This is a genomic window from Nonomuraea sp. NPDC050790, from assembly GCF_044456745.1.
Taxonomy (GTDB): domain Bacteria; phylum Actinomycetota; class Actinomycetes; order Streptosporangiales; family Streptosporangiaceae; genus Nonomuraea.
The window spans coordinates 125,332-142,167 of the sequence record NZ_JBITGF010000006.1; the positions used below are offsets into that span (position 1 = coordinate 125,332).

The following is a 16,836-nucleotide window of genomic DNA, read 5'->3' on the forward strand; positions in this document are numbered from 1 at the left end:
CGGGCCTTCCACGGCGGTGAACAGCGGCAGCATGCGGGACACCCTAGTGACACAGGATGTACGGCACCGCCTAAGGCACCCTCTGCCCCATCCTGTAGACGGCCAGCGGGCGGCACAGCGTGGTGACGTCGGCCAGCGGATCGCCCGCCACGACCAGCAGGTCGGCGTCGTACCCCGGCGCCACGCGGCCCTTCCTGTCGCCGACCCGGCAGGCGCCGGCGGCCACCGAGGTGACGGCGCGCAGCACGTCCAGCGGCGCGTACCCGGAGTCGACCAGCATCTGCACGCCGTGCGGCAGCAGGCCGTGCGGCTTGATCGGGGCGATGCCCGCGTCGCTGCCGATCACGAACGTCACCCCGGCCGTGTACAGGGTTCTGAGCACCTCGATCATCTTGGGCCAGCGGGCCATGATCTCGGGCGGCGGCATCATGTCCGGCACCGGGACGATGCCCGCGGTCAGCGAGACCACGACGGGCGAGTCGGCGAGCGCGGCGATGATGCGCGGATCGGGTTCCACGCCGTCCTCGGTCCAGAAGCCGCAGTGCTCGATCGTGTCGAACCCGGCCCGCAGCGACTCGGTGATGCCCTCGGGGCTGTGGGCGTGGGCGGCGGCGGGCAGGCCGGCGGCGTGCGCCTCGTCCACGGCGGCTTTCAGTTCGGCGGGGCCGTACTGCATGAGGTGGGGTTGCGAGCCTTCCGTCATCTGGCCGCCGGTGACCATCACCTTGATCACATGGGCGCCGCGCGCGGCCCGCTCGCGTACGGCGGCGCGTACCGCTGCCTCGCCGTCGGCCTGCCCGCCGAGCCACCAGCAGTGGCCGCCCGAGGTGGTGATGGGCGGGCCCGAGGCCAGGATCTCCGGGCCCTCCGTGGCGGACAGGTCCAGACGGAGCGCCAGGTAGTCGCGGTCGCCGAGGTCGCGCACGGTCGTGACGCCGGCGGCCAGGTGCTGCAGGGCGGCCTGGCGCATACGGGTGGCCAGGTCGGGCCGGTCGAGGTGCGCGACGGGGTCCGCGCTGGCGTCGAAGGCCAGGTGGACGTGGCAGTCGATCAGTCCGGGCAGCAGCGTCGCCGTGCCGAGGTCGAGGTCGGCGGGTCCCGGGCCGGAGACCGCCTCGATCCGGCCGTCGCGGACGGTGATCACCCGGTCTTCGTAGAGGTCGTGACCGTCGAACAGGCGGCGTGCCCGCATGGTGAACATGGCTCTACCTTCGCACCGCGCGGGCGATCTGGCCTGAGTATCCCTTACTCAGGCGGCCTCGGGTTCAGGAGAAGACGCGTGACTTCAGCGAGGGGAAGCGCTGGACCGTGCGCAGGAAGGTCCTGAACCCGGTACGCGCCAACCGGCCGCCGCCGACGAACTGCTTGGCGGCCCGGAGCGAGTCGCGCACGGCGGCGAAGCCGTACTCGCGCATCCGCTCCTCGTAGGCGGCGATGGCGGTGACCTCGTCGCCGCCGCCGGTCAGCGCGCGGCAGAGCAGGCGGGCGTCGCGCAGGGCGGTGTTGGCGCCGATGCCGCGCATCGGGGTCATGCTGTGGATGGCGTCGCCGAGCAGGGTGACGGTGCTCGCGGGCCAGGGCTCGATCGGGATCGAGGTGCGGATGGGCAGCAGTGAGACCGTGCCGGGGTCGCAACGTTCGACCATGGCGCGCAGGTCGGGGTGCCAGCCGGAGATCATGGCGCTGACGGCGGACCTGAGCGCCGCGCCGTCCAGTTCGGCGACGTCGGCGGGGAAGTGGCCCTCAGCGGCGCCGACGGCCCACAGGATGTAGCTCGCGGCGTTGTCCATGAGCGCGCCGTCCTGCTCGGTGGCGCCGATGCCCGCGACGGGCGCGATGCCGTCGAGTTCGTGCGGGGCGCAGAACATGCCGACGCCGCGCGGCGCGATGACGTTGTTGGGTCCGTCGGTGAGGCGGCGGGCGAGCAGCCCGCGGGTCTCGCCGGTCAGCGGGAACTTCCCGGCCACGGTGGTGATGCCGGTGTCGACGCGCTCGGCGTGCGGGAGGTACTGCTTGCGCACCCGCGAGTTGCCCCCGTCGGCGGCGATCACGATGTCGGCCAGGGCGGTGCCGCCGCCGGCGAAGTGGAGGCGGATCCGGCCGTCCGGCAGGCGTTCGTAGCGCTCGTACGTCCTGCCGAAGCACACCACGTCCTCCAGCCCCGACAGCAGGACCTGCCGGAGCGTGATGCGGCTGACGGAGTGGTGGTCGTCGGCCGGATCGGCGGCCTTGGGCGTCTCGATCAGCGCCAGCAGGTCCAGCCGCTCGGTCAGGAAGCCGAAGTCCTGGCCGCTGGTGCCGGTGGTGTCGAGGAAGGCCCGCCACAGCTCCGGCGGCAGGCAGTCGCGCAGGGCGCGGGCGCCGTGCGGGTCGATGTGCACCCGGTAGCCCCGCAGGCGGTCGGCGGGGGTGCGGTCGCGTTCGTAGACGGTGACCTGGACTCCGGCCTTGCGCAGCCCCTGGGCCAGGCAGAGCCCGCCGATGCCGCCGCCGATGATCGCCACGTGCTTCTTCGTCGTCATGTTTCTCACTATCAACCGTATGGATGATTCTGTCAACCATCCGGATGGATGATAAGGTGGGGCGCATGAGACGTGCACCGGAGGAGAAGCAGCGCGACCCCGAGCGCACCAGGGCGCGCATCCTCGACGCGGCGGTGGCGGAGTTCGCCGCGAAGGGGTTCGCGGGGGCCAGGGTGAGCGAGATCGCCGCGCGTGCCGGGGTGAACAAGCAGCTCATCTCGTACTACTTCGGTGGGAAGGAAGGGCTCTACCGGGAGCTCACCGGGCGGTGGCAGAGCGAGGAGAGCGCGTTCGCCGACCGGGCGGCGTCACTGGGGGAGCTGGTCGGCGGCTACGTGCGGGCCAACTCGGCCCATCGCGACCTGGGCAAGGTCATGGTCTGGGAGGGGCTCACCGAGGGCGTGCCCGCCGATCCCGCGTACGTCGAGGACGTGCGGCGCAACGTGGCGGAGCTGGCGCGCAGGCGGGAGGAAGGGGAGTTTCCCGGCGAGGTGGATCCGGGGATGCTGCTCGTGGCCTGCTACGCGATGGCGGCGGCCGGGGTGTCGTTCCCCCAGCTCGTGCAGGCGGCCACCGGGCTCGACCCGGCCTCCGCGGAGTTCGGGGAGCGATACGCCGAGCAGGTCGCGCGCATCGTGGACCTGCTCCGCCGCTGACGTGTGGCCCCGGGAGCCCCCTGTTCCCGGGGTTCGCCGGGATGGCTACCTGGTGAGGAGGCGGTCGAAGATGTCGAGGGCGGCCTGCCGTACCTCTGCGGGGGCGAGGCCGTCGAGGGTGGTTCTGGCGTGGTTCGTGTCGCGGGTCGTGGCCAGCGTGATCGCCACGGACGAGGCCGCCGCGCGGCTCACCGAGCCGGCGGGCGCGTGGTCGGCGAGTTCCTGGGCACTGGCGGCGAGGTCGAGGTTGTCGGTCAACGGGGCTCCTCGGCATGGTGGCGGCAGAGGCTCATTGCATCATCTGGAGTGGTGTTCCATCCACCATTCGGTGAATTCCCGGCATCTGCCATCCTGCCCGAATCTGATCACCCAGAGATTGCTGTACGTACGGTCCGGATACACCGTGGTGCCCTGCACGATCGCCAGATCCCCGTCCACCGTGAGCGGCTGCCAGGTGAAGGACGTCTCGCCGGGTTGGTCGCGGTCGGCCAGCCAGCCGGTCACGATCGCGTCCCGGCCGGTGTGCGGCCGGGCGTAGGGCTCGGTGTAGTAGGACGCGTCCTCGGTGAAGAGCGCGGCTATGCCGTCCGGGTCGTTGGTGTTCCACGCCCGGACATAGTCGGCGATCCACTGTTCGAGGTTCATGTCCCTGTCCAGGGTAGACCCGCCCCTGGCGGCGGACCTGTGGCCCCCCTCCGACGGCGTGGCGTTTCTGACCGGAGGTTGACTCTCGTGAAAAGTGCCGGTTTTGGACAAACGGCGGGGGAGAAGATCTTCTGTGGCTACCTTCCGGCTGAGGTGGCCGCATCGTCCGAGTTCGTGGTGGAAGTCAGGGGAGTACGGCGTCTCGCCCGGCATCACACCGTGCCGCTTTACAACCCGCAAGGTGTAACAAACCACGCCTAGGCGGGCCGATCATCACCTGTTACGTTCCGAGGGCGAAGCGCACCATCGGGGAAATCTCAGCCAAAATCCTAGGAGTCCCGTATGCGTACCTCTCTGCGCAGGGGGATCACCGCACTCGTCGCGGTGATAGCCCTGCCGGTGGCCCTGGCGACCCCGGCACAAGCCGGCGGCGGACTGGACGACATCATCGCCAAAGTGATGGTGAAGAAGGTCAAGGGCACGAACGTCAAGAAGCACCTCGACGCACTCCAGGCCATCGCCACCGCCAACGGCGGCACCCGCGCCACCGGCACGCCCGGATACCCGGCGTCGCGTGACTACGTGGCCGACAAGCTGCGCAGGGCCGGCTACAAGGTCACGCTCCAGCCCACCGACTTCGTCGAAGGCTGGGTGGAGAACAACGCCCCCACCCTCAATCTGACCGCGCCCAACCAGAAGACCTACGTGCCCAACGAGGACTTCTTCACCTTCCAGCCGTCGCCGCCCGGCGACGTGACCGCGCAGGTCCAGGGCGTCGACCTCACGCTCCCGCCCACCCCTGCCCCCTCCTCCACCAGCGGTTGCGAGCCCGAGGACTTCAACGGGTTCGTCGCCGGCCGGATCGCCCTCATCCAGCGTGGCACCTGCGCCTTCGCCCAGAAGATCCGCAACGCCGGCCGGGCCGGGGCCTCCGGGATCATCGTGTTCAACGAGGGTCAGCCCGGGCGAACCGACGCCTTCCCCCTCGACATCGGCGAGTGGCGCGGCGGCGTTCCCATGGTCTTCGCCGACTTCGCCGTAGGCCAGGAGCTGGCCTCCACCGCGGGCGCCACCGTGCGCCTCAAGGTCGACGCCACGCTGACGCTCGGCAAGAGCGACAACGTCATCGCCGAGACCCGCAGCGGCGACCCGCGCAACGTCGTCATGGTCGGCGCGCACCTCGACAGCGTCGAGGCCGGCCCCGGCATCAACGACAACGGCTCCGGCAGCGCCGCCATCCTGGAGACCGCGCTCCAGCTCGCGCACATCCCGGTCAAGAACAAGGTCCGCTTCGCCTTCTGGACCAGCGAGGAGATCGGGCTGCTCGGCTCCGACCAGTACGTCGAGCGGCTGAGCGCGGCCGAGCGCAAGCGGATCAGGGTGTACCTGAACTTCGACATGGTGGCCTCGCCCAACTACGCCTTCAAGCTCTACGACGGCGACGACTCCGACGCCACCGGCTCGCCCGCCGGTCCTCCCGGAAGCGACCACATCGAGAAGCAGCTCAACTCGTTCTTCAAGTCCCGCAACCTCTCCACCGTCGGAACCGACTTCGACGGGCGCTCCGACTACGGGCCGTTCATCGCGGTCGGCATCCCCTCCGGCGGCATCTTCACCGGGGCCGAGGGCATCAAGACCCCGGCTGAGGCCGCGCTGTTCGGCGGGCAGGCGGGCGTCGCCTATGACGTCTGCTACCACCTGGCCTGCGACACCATCTCCAACATCAACATGACCGCGCTGGACGTGGACGCCGACGCCATCGCGGACTCCACGGCCCGGTACGCGTTCAACCTGCGCGGGATCCCGCAGCACAGCGTGGCGGCCAACGCGCCGGTGGCGGTCACCACCGCCGGCTAGTCCCGCACCCCGGATATCCCCGCACCCCGGAGGGCCCGCGCTCACCCGAGCCCGGGCCCTCCACCACGCCCGGCCCTGCGCCACGCCCCGGCCCCTCCACCACGCCTGGCCCCTGCGCCACGCCCCGGCCCCTCCACCACGCCTGGCCCCTGCGCCGCGCTCCGGCCCGTACGCGACGCCATGGCCCCGCGGCCGTGCCACGGCTCTTCCAGCCCCTTTCGACCTTCGGTGATCCCTGCTCCGCAGCCTCGCTCCGGGTCTGGGCCCATGGTCATGGGCATCGAGGGGTGGCGAGAGACCGAGGGGTGGGGAGGTGGGTCAGGGGTGGAGGGTGGATAGGAGGGTCTGGACGGTGGTGGTGTCGCCGGAGGTGATGGCGCTGCCTATGCCGCAGGCCACTGCTCCGGCCGCTATCCAGGCCGGGGCGTCGGCCACGGTGATGCCGCCTGTCGGGACCACCGGGGCCTGGGGGAGGGCCTGGAGGAGGTCGCGCAGGACGTCGGGGGAGGAGGCGCGGGCGGGGAAGAGCTTCACCGCGTCGGCGCCCGACTCCAGCGCGGTCACCATCTCGGTCGCCGTGGCCACGCCAGGAAGTACGGCCAGGCCGTACCGATGACCGGTGGACAGGACCTGCCGGTGCAAGGAGGGCGAGACCAGGAAACGGGCGCCGGCGAGGGCGGCGAGGCGGGCGGTCGGTTCGTCCAGGACGGTGCCGGCGCCGATCACCGCCTCCGGGCGGGAGCGGGCGATCTCGGCGAGGGCGTCCAGGGCGCCTGGGGTGGTCATGGAGACCTCGACGACGTCCAGACCGGCGTCCACGGTGGAGAGGGCCGCGCGCACCGCCGTCCCGGCGTCGGCGGTGCGGACGATGCCGACTATGCGGCGTTCGGCGATCCTGGTCATGATCTGCCAGCGGTACATGCTCTCCCCACCCTCACGCCGGAACGGATGGGCCAATCTACATGCCGTCCCCGTCCCAGCGGCCTCGGGAGCGGGAGCGGACGGGCAGGCTGGAGATGATCGGCGCCGGGATCGGATCGCCCGGCTTCCACGCCCGCCCGGTGCCCCGGTTGTGCGCGCCCGCGTCGGTCCGCTCATCCGGATGCTCCAGCGTGGCGGGGTCCGCGCCCCAGTCCACCGAATGCCGATGGTCCGCGCCCGAGCCCGCCGGGTGCCGATGGTCCGCGCCCGAGCCCGCCGGGTGGCCGTCCTCATGGTCCGCCGAGTGCGTGTGGCCGCCGTCAACGTCCTCCGGGTGGGTGTGGCCGCCCTGGAGGCGGGCGGTGTCGAGGGCCTTGGCCATGGCGAGCAGGCTGTGGTCGGCGCCCTGCCCGTGCGGGACGTAGTCGGCGTCGGTGGCGCCCGTCTGCCGCGAGTACGCGAGCGAGGCCCGCAACATCTCCAGCTCCTCCGGCGCCCGGTGCCCCACCCCCAGGTCATGGCTGGACTGCGACCAGCGCCCCTCCGGCCCGTAGTTCAGCGCCTCGCCGCCCCACCGGACCCACTCGTGCTGCGTGTACCAGTTGAACAGCTCCCCGTCCGACCGCAGCAACCACGTGGCCCCGCCCTCCATCGAGGTGAAGTGCCCGTGCTTCACGCGGGCGGGCCGGAAGAAGTACGTGCCGAGGTCGAGCGTGCCGAAGTTGTACTCCATGTGCCCCTGGACCGTGTACGCCTCCTCGTAGCAGGGATGGTGGGCCAGCCGGTGGTCGGCCCAGCCTTCCTGCGCGTGCACCAGCCGGGTATAGAAGCCCGTCAAAGGGTCCACATGGAGATATTTGATGAAAAGTCCGGGCATGGGCCCAGGGTTCGGCACCGCGTCCCACTCCATCGCCGCCGAGTCCAGCACGATCACCTCCTCCCGTGCCCCGGCCTGCCGCCCGGCGCCGGTGTCGAATCCGGCGTCGCCGTACTCGCGGTAGTGGAGGATCCTCGTCCCCTCCGCGAACGTGATCGCCTCGACCGGCACCCCCTTGGGCGCGTGTACGTAGCCGCCCTGGCCGAGGCGGCGCCCGCCGTACGTCATGGAGCCTTCGAGCACGTAGTACTCGGTGTCGGCGTGATGCGCGCCCGGCCCGCGCCCCCACCCGGTGTGGAAGTCGACGCGCAGCGACGACGACCCGTCCTCCTCGTCCACCGACAGGCGGCGCTCGCTCGCCCGCCCCTCGCCGCCGGGTAGTTCGGCCGCGTGCCAGATGTAGTCGCCTTCGTGGATCACCTCGACGTGGGGACGCATGCCACTCCTTCAGCAGCTAGAGCCGCTTGTTCCGCATAGTGAAACGCCTTTCCAATTCATAGCCCAGGGTGGCGGCACCGCACAATGGACAGATGCTGACCATGCGCCCGTACACGGACGCCGACCTGCCCTGGATCCAGGACACCGTCGCGGAGTGGATCGCCGACGCCGGCCGCTGCGCCTACGACCACATCGGTGAGCTGCCCCATCGCATCTACGAGAACATCAGGGGCCGCCGCCCGGTAGGCGAGGTCGTGCACGTCTGGGCGGACGGCGGCAGGCTGGCCGGTCTGGCGATCAACACCCGCTTCGAGAACGCCTTCGACGTCTTCACCGCCCCGGAACTGCGCGGCACCCAGGCGGAGGCCGACATGATCGAGGCCGCCTGCGTGACCACCGGACAGGGCGAGGACGAGGTGCTGACCGACGTGTTCGGCTGCGACACGGCCAGGATCGAGGTTCTGGAACGCCTCGGGTTCACCCGCTTCCGTACCTGGGACGACGTCAACGAGGCCCCGCTGGCCGACCTGCCCGCCCCGAGCCCGCCCGAGGGCTTCACGATCCGCGCCGCCACGCTCGCCGACGCCGGAGAGCTGGCCCGCGCCCGCAACAGCGCCTTCGGCTCGGACTGGACCGGCGACCAGTACCGCGACGAGGTCATGCTCAAGCCCGGCTACGACGTCGAACGCGAGATCGTCGCCGAGTCGCCGGACGGCAGCGGCAGGATCGCCTCCTTCCTCGTCTACTGGGTGGACCCGCGCAACGCCACCGGCCACTTCGAACCCGTCGGCACCCACACCGGCTTCCACCGCCTGGGCCTGGCCAGGGCGACCATGCTGCACGCCATGCACCGGATGCGCGACCTCGGCCTGACCGTGGTCACCGTCAACCACAACGCGGAGAACGTCCCCGCCAGAAGGCTCTACGCCGCCCTCGGCTTCAAGAAGACCGGCGAGACGTACGGCTATCGTCGAGCAACGCTCCGACCAGCAGCGCCAGCAGTCCCATGACCGAGCCGCCGATCACCGACCCCACCCCGGACGAGCCGACGTCCAGCCGGTAGCCCACCGCGCCCAAGGCCAGGAACGCGCCGCCGATGATCATGTAGACCCGGCGCTCGCCGTCCGCGACCACCGCGCCGCACCAGGCCGTCACCGCCGCCACGAACATGCCCCCGATCAGGACGGCGTCCGCCTCCGCGACGGGCCGGAGCTCCGCGACGACCGCGGCGGTGACGGGCACGATCACCGCGGCGCCCGCCATGCTCAGAACCGCCGCGGGATCCCTCCGGTCGAGCGCGTCCCCCAACAGCCCGAGCGCCGCCAGGAGCACCGGCAGGAACAGCAGGATCAGCAGGACGACCTGCCCCGCGCTGTCCAGGCGGGCGCCCGTCTGGTAGATGATCGCGCTGAACAGGCAGACGAAGCTCAGCACGGCCAGGTGCTCGGGGACGACCGCCCGCGTCCGCAGGGGTCGCGGAGGCGACGCAGGCGAAGGTGACGGCGACGGCTCGGGCGCCACCGCGACCGGCTCCTCCTCGACCTCCACCTGGGCGTCCCTGATCTCCATGGCCAGGTGTACGGCCCCGCGTACCACGGCCAGCTCCGGCTCCTCCACCTTCAGCACCGTCACCCCGGAGCGGCGCGAGATCTGCGCGTGCACCATCGGCAGCCGGCTGCTCCCGCCCACCGGGATCACCTTGGTCACGTCGCTCCAGGCCAGCTCCTGGTCGCCGAGCAGGCGTTCGCACTCGTCCACGGTCTCGGCCAGCGACTTGTCGAGCAGCGCGCCCAGTTCGTCGCGCGTCATCCTGAACAGCACCGGCGGGTCCAGCTCCGACAGCAGCGCCTCGTGCTCCTCCCGCTCCGACAGCGCGTGCTTGATCTTCTCGCAGGTGTCCCTGAGGCCGAGCCGCCTGCGCAGGACGGCCACGCCGGGTTCCGGGTCGGCGAACAGGCCGTCCACCTGCTCGGGGTGGCGTTGCCTGATCGCGGTGAGGATCTCCCTGTCGAAGTCGATCCCGCCGAGCGTGGAGATGCCGCCCGGCCGGCCCACGTCGCGGAAGCCCGCGTCCGTGGTTCCCCGGGTCAGGGCGCAGTCGAAGGTGCCGCCGCCGAGGTCGTAGAGCAGGATCGTCTGCTCGTCGAAGAAGCGCTGACCGGTGACCGCGCCGCGTACCCCGGCGACCGGCTCGGACACCAGCGTCACCGTCGCCGGATCGAACCCCGCCGACTCCGCCGCCTGCCGCATCAGGTCGTGGTTGCCCGCGTCCCAGCTCACCGGCACGGTGATGACCACGACGTCGGGCTCGCCCGCCGCCGCCCGCCGCGCCTGCTCGCGCAGGAAACGCAGGACCTCGGCGGCCAGCTCGTGCACGAGGTAGCGGCGGCCGTCGAGGTGGACGGGCGCGTCGTCGCCGAAGTCGCGCTTGAACTCGGTCCGATAGTCCTGGATGTAGGCGGGTCCCAGCCGTCTGGCCGCCGTGCCCACGTGCAGCTTCCCTCCGGCGGCCAGCACCGCCGTCGGGATCTCGGCCGCGCCCGGCGTCTCAGGATCGGGCACGACGACGATCCGCCCGTCCGCCAGCCCCACCATGATCGAGGAGTTGGACGTGCCGAAGTCGATGCCGTAAACCACTCCCACCTGCTGATTCCCTCCGTCAGTCGCCGAGCCGCCGCACGCGCTCGCGCATCGCGGACAGCTCCCCTCGCACCCGCTCGTACCGTCCCGCCGTGACCGTCAGCTCCGCCATCCGGCTCTTGCGGTCGCGCGCGCTCGCCTCCCGCAGTACGGCCAGCCGCGCGATCGACCGGTCGAGCGCGTCACGCGTCTGGCGCAGCACGTCGTCGAAGTGCGCCAGCATGAGCGTCTTGCAGTGCTCGACCGCCTCGGCGAGGCCCTTCTCGGCCCTGGCGACGTTCCGCTCGACCATGGGCAGCACGGCCTGGCTGAACTGCGCCGACCGCTCAAGTTTGACCTGTGTGAGCACGCGGTGCCGGTGTTCCTGCAATCCCGCCATGACGCCGAGCGCGCCGAGGGCGATCGCCGCGATGGCGCCGATCGCGACGCCGACGCCGGGCAGCAGGGCGCCGGCGCCGGTGAAGATCGCGGTGCCGACCGCCCCGGCCACGGTCACGCCGGAGTTGACCGACGACAGCCGTCCCTCGCGGGCGTGCTTGCGCAGCATGATGGCCGAGACGTCCAGCCGGGGCTGGAAGCCGGGGACCGCGGCGTCGATCACGCCGATCGGCAGCCGGGTGGCGGCGGCGGTCTCCTCGCCGGTGCGGTCGACGGCGGCCAGCAGTTCGGCGCGGGCGGTGTCCGCGGCGTCGGCGAGCGCCTGCGTGGTGGCGTTGATGAGGCCCTGGGCGTCGTGGACGACCGCGGGCGAGTGGATGTGGCCGACGAAGCGGTCGCAGATCTCCTGGTTGCGCGCGGCCAGCCGTTCGGCCACGGGTGCGGCGGCGGCGTCGAACGAGGCCGACAGCGCCTCGCGCCACGCGGCCCGGCCGGCCAGCAGCTCCTCCGCCCGCCTCCTGCTCTGCCGCAGCTCGGCGGCGATCCTCTCCAGGTCCTCGCCGGCCTCCAGCGCGGCCAGCTCGTTGGTGACCGGGGCCTCGGTCGCGGCCAGCACCTCGTCCAGCAGGTCGAGGGCGCTCTCCAGATACCGGGCGCCGCAGGTCGCGGCGAGCCGGTCGCGCAGCCGGCGCTCCAGCTCGGGCAGGCCGGACTCCCGGAGCAGCTCCTCGCTGCCCCGCCGCAGCGCCCGCAGCTTGCGGTGGGCGGAGACGGGCAGCACCACGAGGTCCTCCGGCGGCAGCCCGGTCGCCGCCGCGATCTTCCTGCGGGCCGCCGCGACCTCGCCGCCCGGGTCGAAGACCGTCTCCGCCTTCGTGACCGCGGTGACCACGACCGGGCAGGCGGCGAACGCCTTCTTCACGTGCGCCAGCTCGTTGGTGCTCAGCGTCTCCTCGGTGCTGGCGACGTAGAGGATCGCGTCCGCCTGCGACAGGGAGGCGTAGGTGGCGTCGGTGTGGGCGTTGTTGACGCCGCCGATGCCCGGGGTGTCGACCAGGACCAGCCCGTCGCGCAGCAGGTCCGCGGGCGCCTCGATGGTGATCATGTGCCCGACGTTCACCCGGTCGGCGATGTGCCGGTCGAGCTGGTCGAGCGGGATCTCGCGGGTCCTGCCCGAGGGCTCGTGGGCGAAGGCGGCCTCTCGCTCGCCCCAGCGCAGGACCGTCACGACGCAGGTGGTCACGGCGGAGTTCACCGGCAGCAGGCGCTCGCGGCCGAGCATGGCGTTGATCAGGCTGGACTTGCCCCGGCTGTACTCGCCCATCACGACGACCTGGTATGTCCCGGCCTCGGCCCGCTGGACGCTCTGGTCGAGCTTGGCGCGCAGCGCCTCGGTGAGCTCCAGCCCCGGGGCGGCGACCAGGCGCTCGTGCAGGGCGAGCACGTCGGCGCGGAGCCTGCCCAGCTCCTCGTGGCTCATCGCGCCCGCTCCTCGACGTAGGCCAGCACCTGCTGCGGGCGCAGGACCCGCCCGCGCCACTGGTATCCGGGGCGGACGGTCTCGGCGATCGTGCCCGGCAGGTCGGGCTCGTCCGTGGTGCGCACGCCCACGACCTGGTGCCGCTCCGGGTCCAGCTCGCCGCGGTCGTCCACCGGCTCCACCTCGCCCTCGCGCAGCATCAGCGTGAGCTGGTCCGCGACCCAGCCGACGAGCTTCGCGGGCGTCTCCGGGGCGGCGGCGAGGTCGCGCTCGCGCAGCTCGTCCAGGCGTTCGGCGAGGTCTACCAGGGCGCCGACCAGCTTCGGGTTCGGTTCGTGCGGGTCCTTCGCCTGGCGGTCCAGCTCGCGCTGCCGGTGTTCGAGGGTCTCGACCTCGGTCAGCGCGTGCTCCAGCAGGGCGGCGGTGCCGAGTCCCGCGGGATCCCGGCGGCGGCCGGTGAGGGCGGCCAGCCGTACCAGGAGGTGCTCGGCGAGCCGGCGCGGCCGGAACAGCGGCTCGAACAGCCTGCTCAGCAGGTCCCCGGGTCGAGCAGGCGCTGGGCGAGCTGGAGTCGGTCCATGATCCGCTCGTAGCTGCGCACCATCGTGTGGGCCGTCTGCCTGTCGACCCTGCCGGTGAGGGGGTCGTTCATCCGGGTGTTCCATTGGTGCGCTCGCTCCTTCGCTCGTCGCATCATCCGGCTGACCGGCTCGTCGTCCTCGAAGCCGAGCCGGGCCGCGCATGAGGTGCCCTTCTCGCCGGTGACCTGCAGGAGTTGCTCGGCCTCCGCCGGCCGCAGGCTGGTCGCGCCCTGGTAGTGGGCGGCGAGCGCGGTCAGCTCGGCGAAGCCGTGCTCGGAACGCCGGAAACGCTCCACCCGCCTGGCCACCTCGTCGGCGGCCGCCTTGGCGGCGCTGTCCGGAGGCAGGCCCTCGCGGCCGCTCGCCAGCGCCGCCCGCACCGAGATCATGGCCTGGTCCAGCTTGATCAGACCGGCCCGGTTGCCGAAGTGCCCGCTGATCAGCCGGCGCAGCCCGCCCACGCCGCTCTCCTCGACCAGGTGCTCGGCGAGCGCGCCGGGGTCGAGGCCGTCGCGCAGCGCCGCGCACGCCAGATGCACGCCCCACGCGCCGAGCAGCTCGACAAGCTCTCTCCGGTACGCCGGCCGTAGCGGACCGGCGGCGTCCTGGAACTCGCGCAGGTCGCTCAGCTCGTCGGCCAGCTCGGCGGGGGAGACCGAGGCCAGCTCGCGCAGCCAGGCCAGATGGCGTTCCTCCAGCGCCTGCGCCCCGGCGGCGACCTTGGCCGCGACCGGGACGACCAGGTAGAACAGGCGGCTCAGGTCGGTGGACCCCCGGTAGACGTCGATGACCTGCTCGGCGCCGTCACGCAGCGGATGGAAGGCCAGCGGGTCGCCGAACGCCGGCGGCCAGCTCTGGTCGCACCTGCTGAGCACGCCGAACGCCTTGAACGGCGTCAGCATGCCGGCTCGGTCGCCGAGGAAGGCGGAGACCGCGGCGACGTCGGGGCCGCTGACGTCCCGGCTGAACAGGTAGAGGACGGCGTCGGCCTGGTCGAGCTCGTCGATGCTCTCCTGGTGGAGCGTCTGGGGGTCGCGGCCCAGCAGCTCCAGCACGGCGGGGTCCTTGACGCCCATCGTGGCCAGGGTGTTGGCGGAGTCCTGGCCGTAGACGCTGCCCAGGCCGGGGGTGTCGACGAGGTGGAAGTCGCGCAGGAACGGGTTGGGCAGGCCGTACTCGACCTTGCGCACGCGCCCGAGGTCGGCGAGGTGGGCCTCGTCGCGGACGGTCCAGCGCGCGAACTGCGCCGGGGCGACCCGGCGCGCGGGGCCGTCGCGGAAGTGCACGGTCAGCGTCGGCCGGGCGGCGTGGACCAGCTCGTTCACGTTGAACGTCAGCTCCTCGCGGCCGGTCACCGCCACGTCCGCGCCGAGCAGCGCGTTGACCAGCGTGGACTTGCCACGCTTGATCTGGCCCGCCACGGCCAGCCGCATGGGCTCGGCGAGCCGGGCCGCGGCGGCGCGCAGGGCGCCGGCCAGCGGGGCGAGTTCGGGGGTCTCGTCGGCCTGGGCCGCGCACTCGCGCAGCATCGTGTCCGCTCGCGCGAGCGCGGGGACGAGCAGATGTTCGGGGGGCATCATCAGGCGCATGTTTAGCGACCGAGCGTGACTCCGTCCACCTCTTGTGTGAAAGGACACGCGAAACCCGCTTTACGGCTGTCCGATACTGAGGTCCGCGAAGACGGCCCGGTGGTCCGTCCCCGGCACGTCGGAGATCTCCACCCGCCGCACCCCGATGGAACGGTCGACGAGGATGTGGTCGATCGTGATGAGCGGCGGGATCGCGCGACCGTGCGGCCACGTCGGGACCAGTCCCTTGCCCACCTGCGCGGCGGCGTCCACGTAGCCGCGGCCGAGCAGGTCGCGGAAGGCGCGGTGGTCCAGGCTGGCGTTGAAGTCGCCGGCGAGGATCCGCCCCGGCGCGGCGGGCGGCAGCGCCGCCATTGCAACGTTCCACTCCGCGTAGAGACGGGGCAACGGCGGGTTCGGGTGCACCGCCACGACCTCCACCGGCCCGGACGGCAGCGCGAGCCTGGCCGCCGGCATGTTGTGCCCGACCGGGGTGAACAGCCCCTCGACCTTGGTCAGCGGGTGGCGCGCGTAGATGCCGCTGCCGGACGGCCCGTCCGCCTCCTCCAGCACGCTGTACGGCAGAAGCCGCCCCAGCCCAGCCGCCTCCAGCGCGGCCACCTGCCGGGGCCGGAGCTCCAGCGCGGTGAACACGTCCACGTCGAACCGCTTGACCAGGTCGATGACCGCCGTGACGTCGGCCCGCCCGAACAGGTTCACGGTCAGCACCCGCAGCGCGGTCCCACCGGCGGGAGCCGGATCGGGAACGACCCTGGGCACGATCACGGCGACCATCGCGGCGGCCGAGACCAGCGCCACCAGAGCGGCGGCACGGTTGCGGAAGAACAGGATCGCCGCGGCGAGCACCGCCAGCACCGCGCCGAGCGGCGTCAGCGTCAGCAACTGGGTGACCGGCCAGCCGATCTCCAGTCCGGTGACACGAGCCAGAGCCCAGGCCGCCAGGAGTACCGCCACCACCCACGACCCCAGGCGTCGCTTCGTCTTCACCAGCCCCGCCCGTCACAGCTTCGAGATTGCCTGAACTTTAAACCGTCCGGAGCCCGAAAGTGTAGTCCCTTGAAGCGTCCTTATCCGGACATTCTTTACCATTACACAATTGCGGTAAGGGGTTGACCGCAACTAGGGTCCTCCTTTATCGGTCGATGACCGACCGACCGCCGAGTCTCCTGGCCGTGCACGCCGGGGGAGCCGGGGACCCACTCGTGTTTCCCGGGGTGAATCCGCTGCTCGCAGCGGTAGGGCACTCCTTCGCCCGAACCCGTCAGCTAACCCGGTAGGCGGCAGAGGAGATCAAGGAGCACGCGTGCGAAACCGCGTTGTCGCCATGCCCGGAAACGGCCGGCGCCCATGAACGCCGACCTCGAGAACGGGATCCAGAAACTGATCGAGGTGCTCGACGCCGAGATCGGCTACACAGAGAAAGGCTCCGGATACACCAAGTTCGGAGAGTGGTACCAGAAGAACGTCGACGGCAGCTACGACTTCTCGAACGCGGCGTGGTGCGACATGTTCCTCGCCTGGGGCGCGGACAAGGCCGGCCTCACCGAGGTGTACGGGCAGTTCGCCTACACCCCCGACCACGCCGCCTGGTTCCGCGACCAGGGGGCGTGGGGGACCAGGCCGGAACCCGGCGCGCTGGTCTTCTACGACTGGTCGGGCGGGAAGAGCCTCGACGGCATCGACCACATCGGCATCGTCACGAAGGTGGACGGCGCCCGCATCACCACCATCGAGGGCAACGTCGACGCCCGCTTCGCCAAGCGGAAGGAGCGCGACCAGAGCAAGGTCGTCGGCTACGGCTACCCCGCCAAGACCGAGGCCGCCGCCGCGTCACGCCAAAACCCCGACACCCCCAACCCGGACACAACCCCTCAATCCCCCGGCCCAGAACAGCCGTCCGACCAGGCTCCTGGGCACCTGGGGCCGAACCTCGCGGCGTCGTCGTCCTCGGCCAAGTTCCTCGCCGCCCCGGCCGCCGAACCGGGCGCGGAGGCGGCGATGGCCGCTCCGCTCCTGCTCGCGGCCCTGGCCATAGCCCTGGTCGCCGGTATGAAGCGGCGCACCCGGCCCGCGTCCTGAGCCGGCGCGCGCCCCTGATCGAGGGACGGGGGCGCGCGCCCGGGGCCGTGGGAAGCGGCCAGCGGGCGTCGTGGCGGCGAGCACCACGTCCGGCGTGAGGAGCGCCGGACGATCGGGCGGTGCTGGGGGCGGCGGGGGGTGGGGGCGGTGGCCTGCCGTAACGGATGGTCTCG

15 protein-coding genes and 1 riboswitch are annotated in these 16,836 nt (G+C 71.8%); of the genes, 4 read left to right on the forward strand and 11 right to left on the reverse strand.

Going from position 1 to position 16,836, the window contains the following annotated elements; all coding sequences use genetic code 11:
• Nucleotides 1–70 precede the first annotated feature (70 nt).
• Both ACIBEJ_RS29990 and ACIBEJ_RS29995 read right to left on the reverse strand, forming a co-directional pair.
• Entirely contained in the window at nucleotides 71–1,201 is a 1,131-nt protein-coding gene (locus ACIBEJ_RS29990; RefSeq protein ID WP_397186212.1) for an amidohydrolase family protein, read from the reverse strand.
• A 64-nt stretch (nucleotides 1,202–1,265) separates the two neighbouring features.
• Complete coding sequence (locus ACIBEJ_RS29995) at nucleotides 1,266–2,522, reverse strand: FAD-dependent oxidoreductase (RefSeq protein ID WP_397186213.1); 1,257 nt, start codon at nucleotides 2,520–2,522, stop codon at nucleotides 1,266–1,268.
• Nucleotides 2,523–2,587: 65 nt separating this feature from the next.
• Here ACIBEJ_RS29995 and ACIBEJ_RS30000 point away from each other — a divergent pair, with 65 nt between their 5' ends.
• Nucleotides 2,588–3,178 (forward strand): TetR/AcrR family transcriptional regulator, encoded by a 591-nt coding sequence (locus ACIBEJ_RS30000; protein ID WP_397186214.1) that lies wholly within the window; start codon nucleotides 2,588–2,590, stop codon nucleotides 3,176–3,178.
• A gap of 45 nt (nucleotides 3,179–3,223) precedes the next feature.
• On the opposite strand, the gene ACIBEJ_RS30005 is transcribed toward ACIBEJ_RS30000, so the two are convergent.
• Both ACIBEJ_RS30005 and ACIBEJ_RS30010 read right to left on the reverse strand, forming a co-directional pair.
• On the reverse strand, nucleotides 3,224–3,436 hold the full coding sequence (locus tag ACIBEJ_RS30005; RefSeq protein WP_397186215.1) for a hypothetical protein: 213 nt from the start codon (nucleotides 3,434–3,436) through the stop codon (nucleotides 3,224–3,226).
• A gap of 39 nt (nucleotides 3,437–3,475) precedes the next feature.
• Entirely contained in the window at nucleotides 3,476–3,823 is a 348-nt protein-coding gene (locus ACIBEJ_RS30010) for a nuclear transport factor 2 family protein (protein ID WP_397186216.1), read from the reverse strand.
• Between the two features lie 342 nt (nucleotides 3,824–4,165).
• Between ACIBEJ_RS30010 and ACIBEJ_RS30015 the strand changes: the two genes are divergently transcribed.
• Nucleotides 4,166–5,680, forward strand: a complete 1,515-nt coding sequence (locus ACIBEJ_RS30015; protein ID WP_397186217.1) for a M28 family peptidase — start codon at nucleotides 4,166–4,168, stop codon at nucleotides 5,678–5,680.
• 318 nt (nucleotides 5,681–5,998) lie between these two features.
• Here the strand turns inward: ACIBEJ_RS30015 and ACIBEJ_RS30020 are convergent, their stop codons facing one another.
• Complete coding sequence (locus ACIBEJ_RS30020; protein WP_397186218.1) at nucleotides 5,999–6,601, reverse strand: bifunctional 4-hydroxy-2-oxoglutarate aldolase/2-dehydro-3-deoxy-phosphogluconate aldolase; 603 nt, start codon at nucleotides 6,599–6,601, stop codon at nucleotides 5,999–6,001.
• Between the two features lie 37 nt (nucleotides 6,602–6,638).
• On the reverse strand, nucleotides 6,639–7,916 hold the full coding sequence (locus ACIBEJ_RS30025; RefSeq protein WP_397186219.1) for a DUF4437 domain-containing protein: 1,278 nt from the start codon (nucleotides 7,914–7,916) through the stop codon (nucleotides 6,639–6,641).
• A 92-nt stretch (nucleotides 7,917–8,008) separates the two neighbouring features.
• Here ACIBEJ_RS30025 and ACIBEJ_RS30030 point away from each other — a divergent pair, with 92 nt between their 5' ends.
• Complete coding sequence (locus tag ACIBEJ_RS30030) at nucleotides 8,009–8,926, forward strand: GNAT family N-acetyltransferase (protein ID WP_397186220.1); 918 nt, start codon at nucleotides 8,009–8,011, stop codon at nucleotides 8,924–8,926.
• Here the strand turns inward: ACIBEJ_RS30030 and ACIBEJ_RS30035 are convergent.
• From ACIBEJ_RS30035 to ACIBEJ_RS30055, 5 genes are all read right to left on the reverse strand, one after another.
• Nucleotides 8,856–10,559 (reverse strand): Hsp70 family protein, encoded by a 1,704-nt coding sequence (locus tag ACIBEJ_RS30035; RefSeq protein WP_397186221.1) that lies wholly within the window; start codon nucleotides 10,557–10,559, stop codon nucleotides 8,856–8,858. The two genes, ACIBEJ_RS30030 and ACIBEJ_RS30035, sit on opposite strands and share 71 nt — an antisense overlap.
• A 16-nt stretch (nucleotides 10,560–10,575) precedes the next feature.
• Nucleotides 10,576–12,414, reverse strand: coding sequence for a dynamin family protein (locus ACIBEJ_RS30040; protein ID WP_397186222.1), 1,839 nt, complete (start codon nucleotides 12,412–12,414; stop codon nucleotides 10,576–10,578).
• Nucleotides 12,411–12,950, reverse strand: a complete 540-nt coding sequence (locus ACIBEJ_RS30045; protein ID WP_397186724.1) for a nucleotide exchange factor GrpE — start codon at nucleotides 12,948–12,950, stop codon at nucleotides 12,411–12,413. Before ACIBEJ_RS30045 ends, ACIBEJ_RS30040 begins: the two co-directional genes overlap by 4 nt.
• Nucleotides 12,944–14,575: a dynamin family protein gene (locus ACIBEJ_RS30050; protein WP_397186223.1), complete on the reverse strand. Its 1,632-nt coding sequence runs from the start codon at nucleotides 14,573–14,575 to the stop codon at nucleotides 12,944–12,946. Before ACIBEJ_RS30050 ends, ACIBEJ_RS30045 begins: the two co-directional genes overlap by 7 nt.
• A gap of 69 nt (nucleotides 14,576–14,644) precedes the next feature.
• Nucleotides 14,645–15,571 carry an endonuclease/exonuclease/phosphatase family protein gene (locus tag ACIBEJ_RS30055; protein ID WP_397186224.1) on the reverse strand — a complete coding sequence of 309 codons (927 nt, stop codon included), beginning with the start codon at nucleotides 15,569–15,571 and terminating at the stop codon, nucleotides 14,645–14,647.
• A 158-nt stretch (nucleotides 15,572–15,729) separates the two neighbouring features.
• Nucleotides 15,730–15,877: riboswitch (cyclic di-AMP (ydaO/yuaA leader) on the forward strand.
• A 54-nt stretch (nucleotides 15,878–15,931) separates the two neighbouring features.
• Between ACIBEJ_RS30055 and ACIBEJ_RS30060 the strand changes: the two genes are divergently transcribed.
• On the forward strand, nucleotides 15,932–16,663 hold the full coding sequence (locus tag ACIBEJ_RS30060; protein WP_397186225.1) for a CHAP domain-containing protein: 732 nt from the start codon (nucleotides 15,932–15,934) through the stop codon (nucleotides 16,661–16,663).
• Nucleotides 16,664–16,836 lie beyond the last annotated feature (173 nt).

Coding starts and splice junctions, on each gene's coding strand:
- ACIBEJ_RS30010 (WP_397186216.1), bottom strand. CDS start 3,823: ATGAACCTCGAACAGTGGATCGCCGACTATGTCCGGGCGTGGAACACC.
- ACIBEJ_RS29990 (WP_397186212.1), bottom strand. CDS start 1,201: ATGTTCACCATGCGGGCACGCCGCCTGTTCGACGGTCACGACCTCTAC.
- ACIBEJ_RS30030 (WP_397186220.1), top strand. CDS start 8,009: ATGCTGACCATGCGCCCGTACACGGACGCCGACCTGCCCTGGATCCAG.
- ACIBEJ_RS30050 (WP_397186223.1), bottom strand. CDS start 14,575: ATGATGCCCCCCGAACATCTGCTCGTCCCCGCGCTCGCGCGAGCGGAC.
- ACIBEJ_RS30060 (WP_397186225.1), top strand. CDS start 15,932: ATGAACGCCGACCTCGAGAACGGGATCCAGAAACTGATCGAGGTGCTC.
- ACIBEJ_RS30015 (WP_397186217.1), top strand. CDS start 4,166: ATGCGTACCTCTCTGCGCAGGGGGATCACCGCACTCGTCGCGGTGATA.
- ACIBEJ_RS30020 (WP_397186218.1), bottom strand. CDS start 6,601: ATGTACCGCTGGCAGATCATGACCAGGATCGCCGAACGCCGCATAGTC.
- ACIBEJ_RS30025 (WP_397186219.1), bottom strand. CDS start 7,916: ATGCGTCCCCACGTCGAGGTGATCCACGAAGGCGACTACATCTGGCAC.
- ACIBEJ_RS30000 (WP_397186214.1), top strand. CDS start 2,588: ATGAGACGTGCACCGGAGGAGAAGCAGCGCGACCCCGAGCGCACCAGG.
- ACIBEJ_RS29995 (WP_397186213.1), bottom strand. CDS start 2,522: ATGACGACGAAGAAGCACGTGGCGATCATCGGCGGCGGCATCGGCGGG.
- ACIBEJ_RS30040 (WP_397186222.1), bottom strand. CDS start 12,414: ATGAGCCACGAGGAGCTGGGCAGGCTCCGCGCCGACGTGCTCGCCCTG.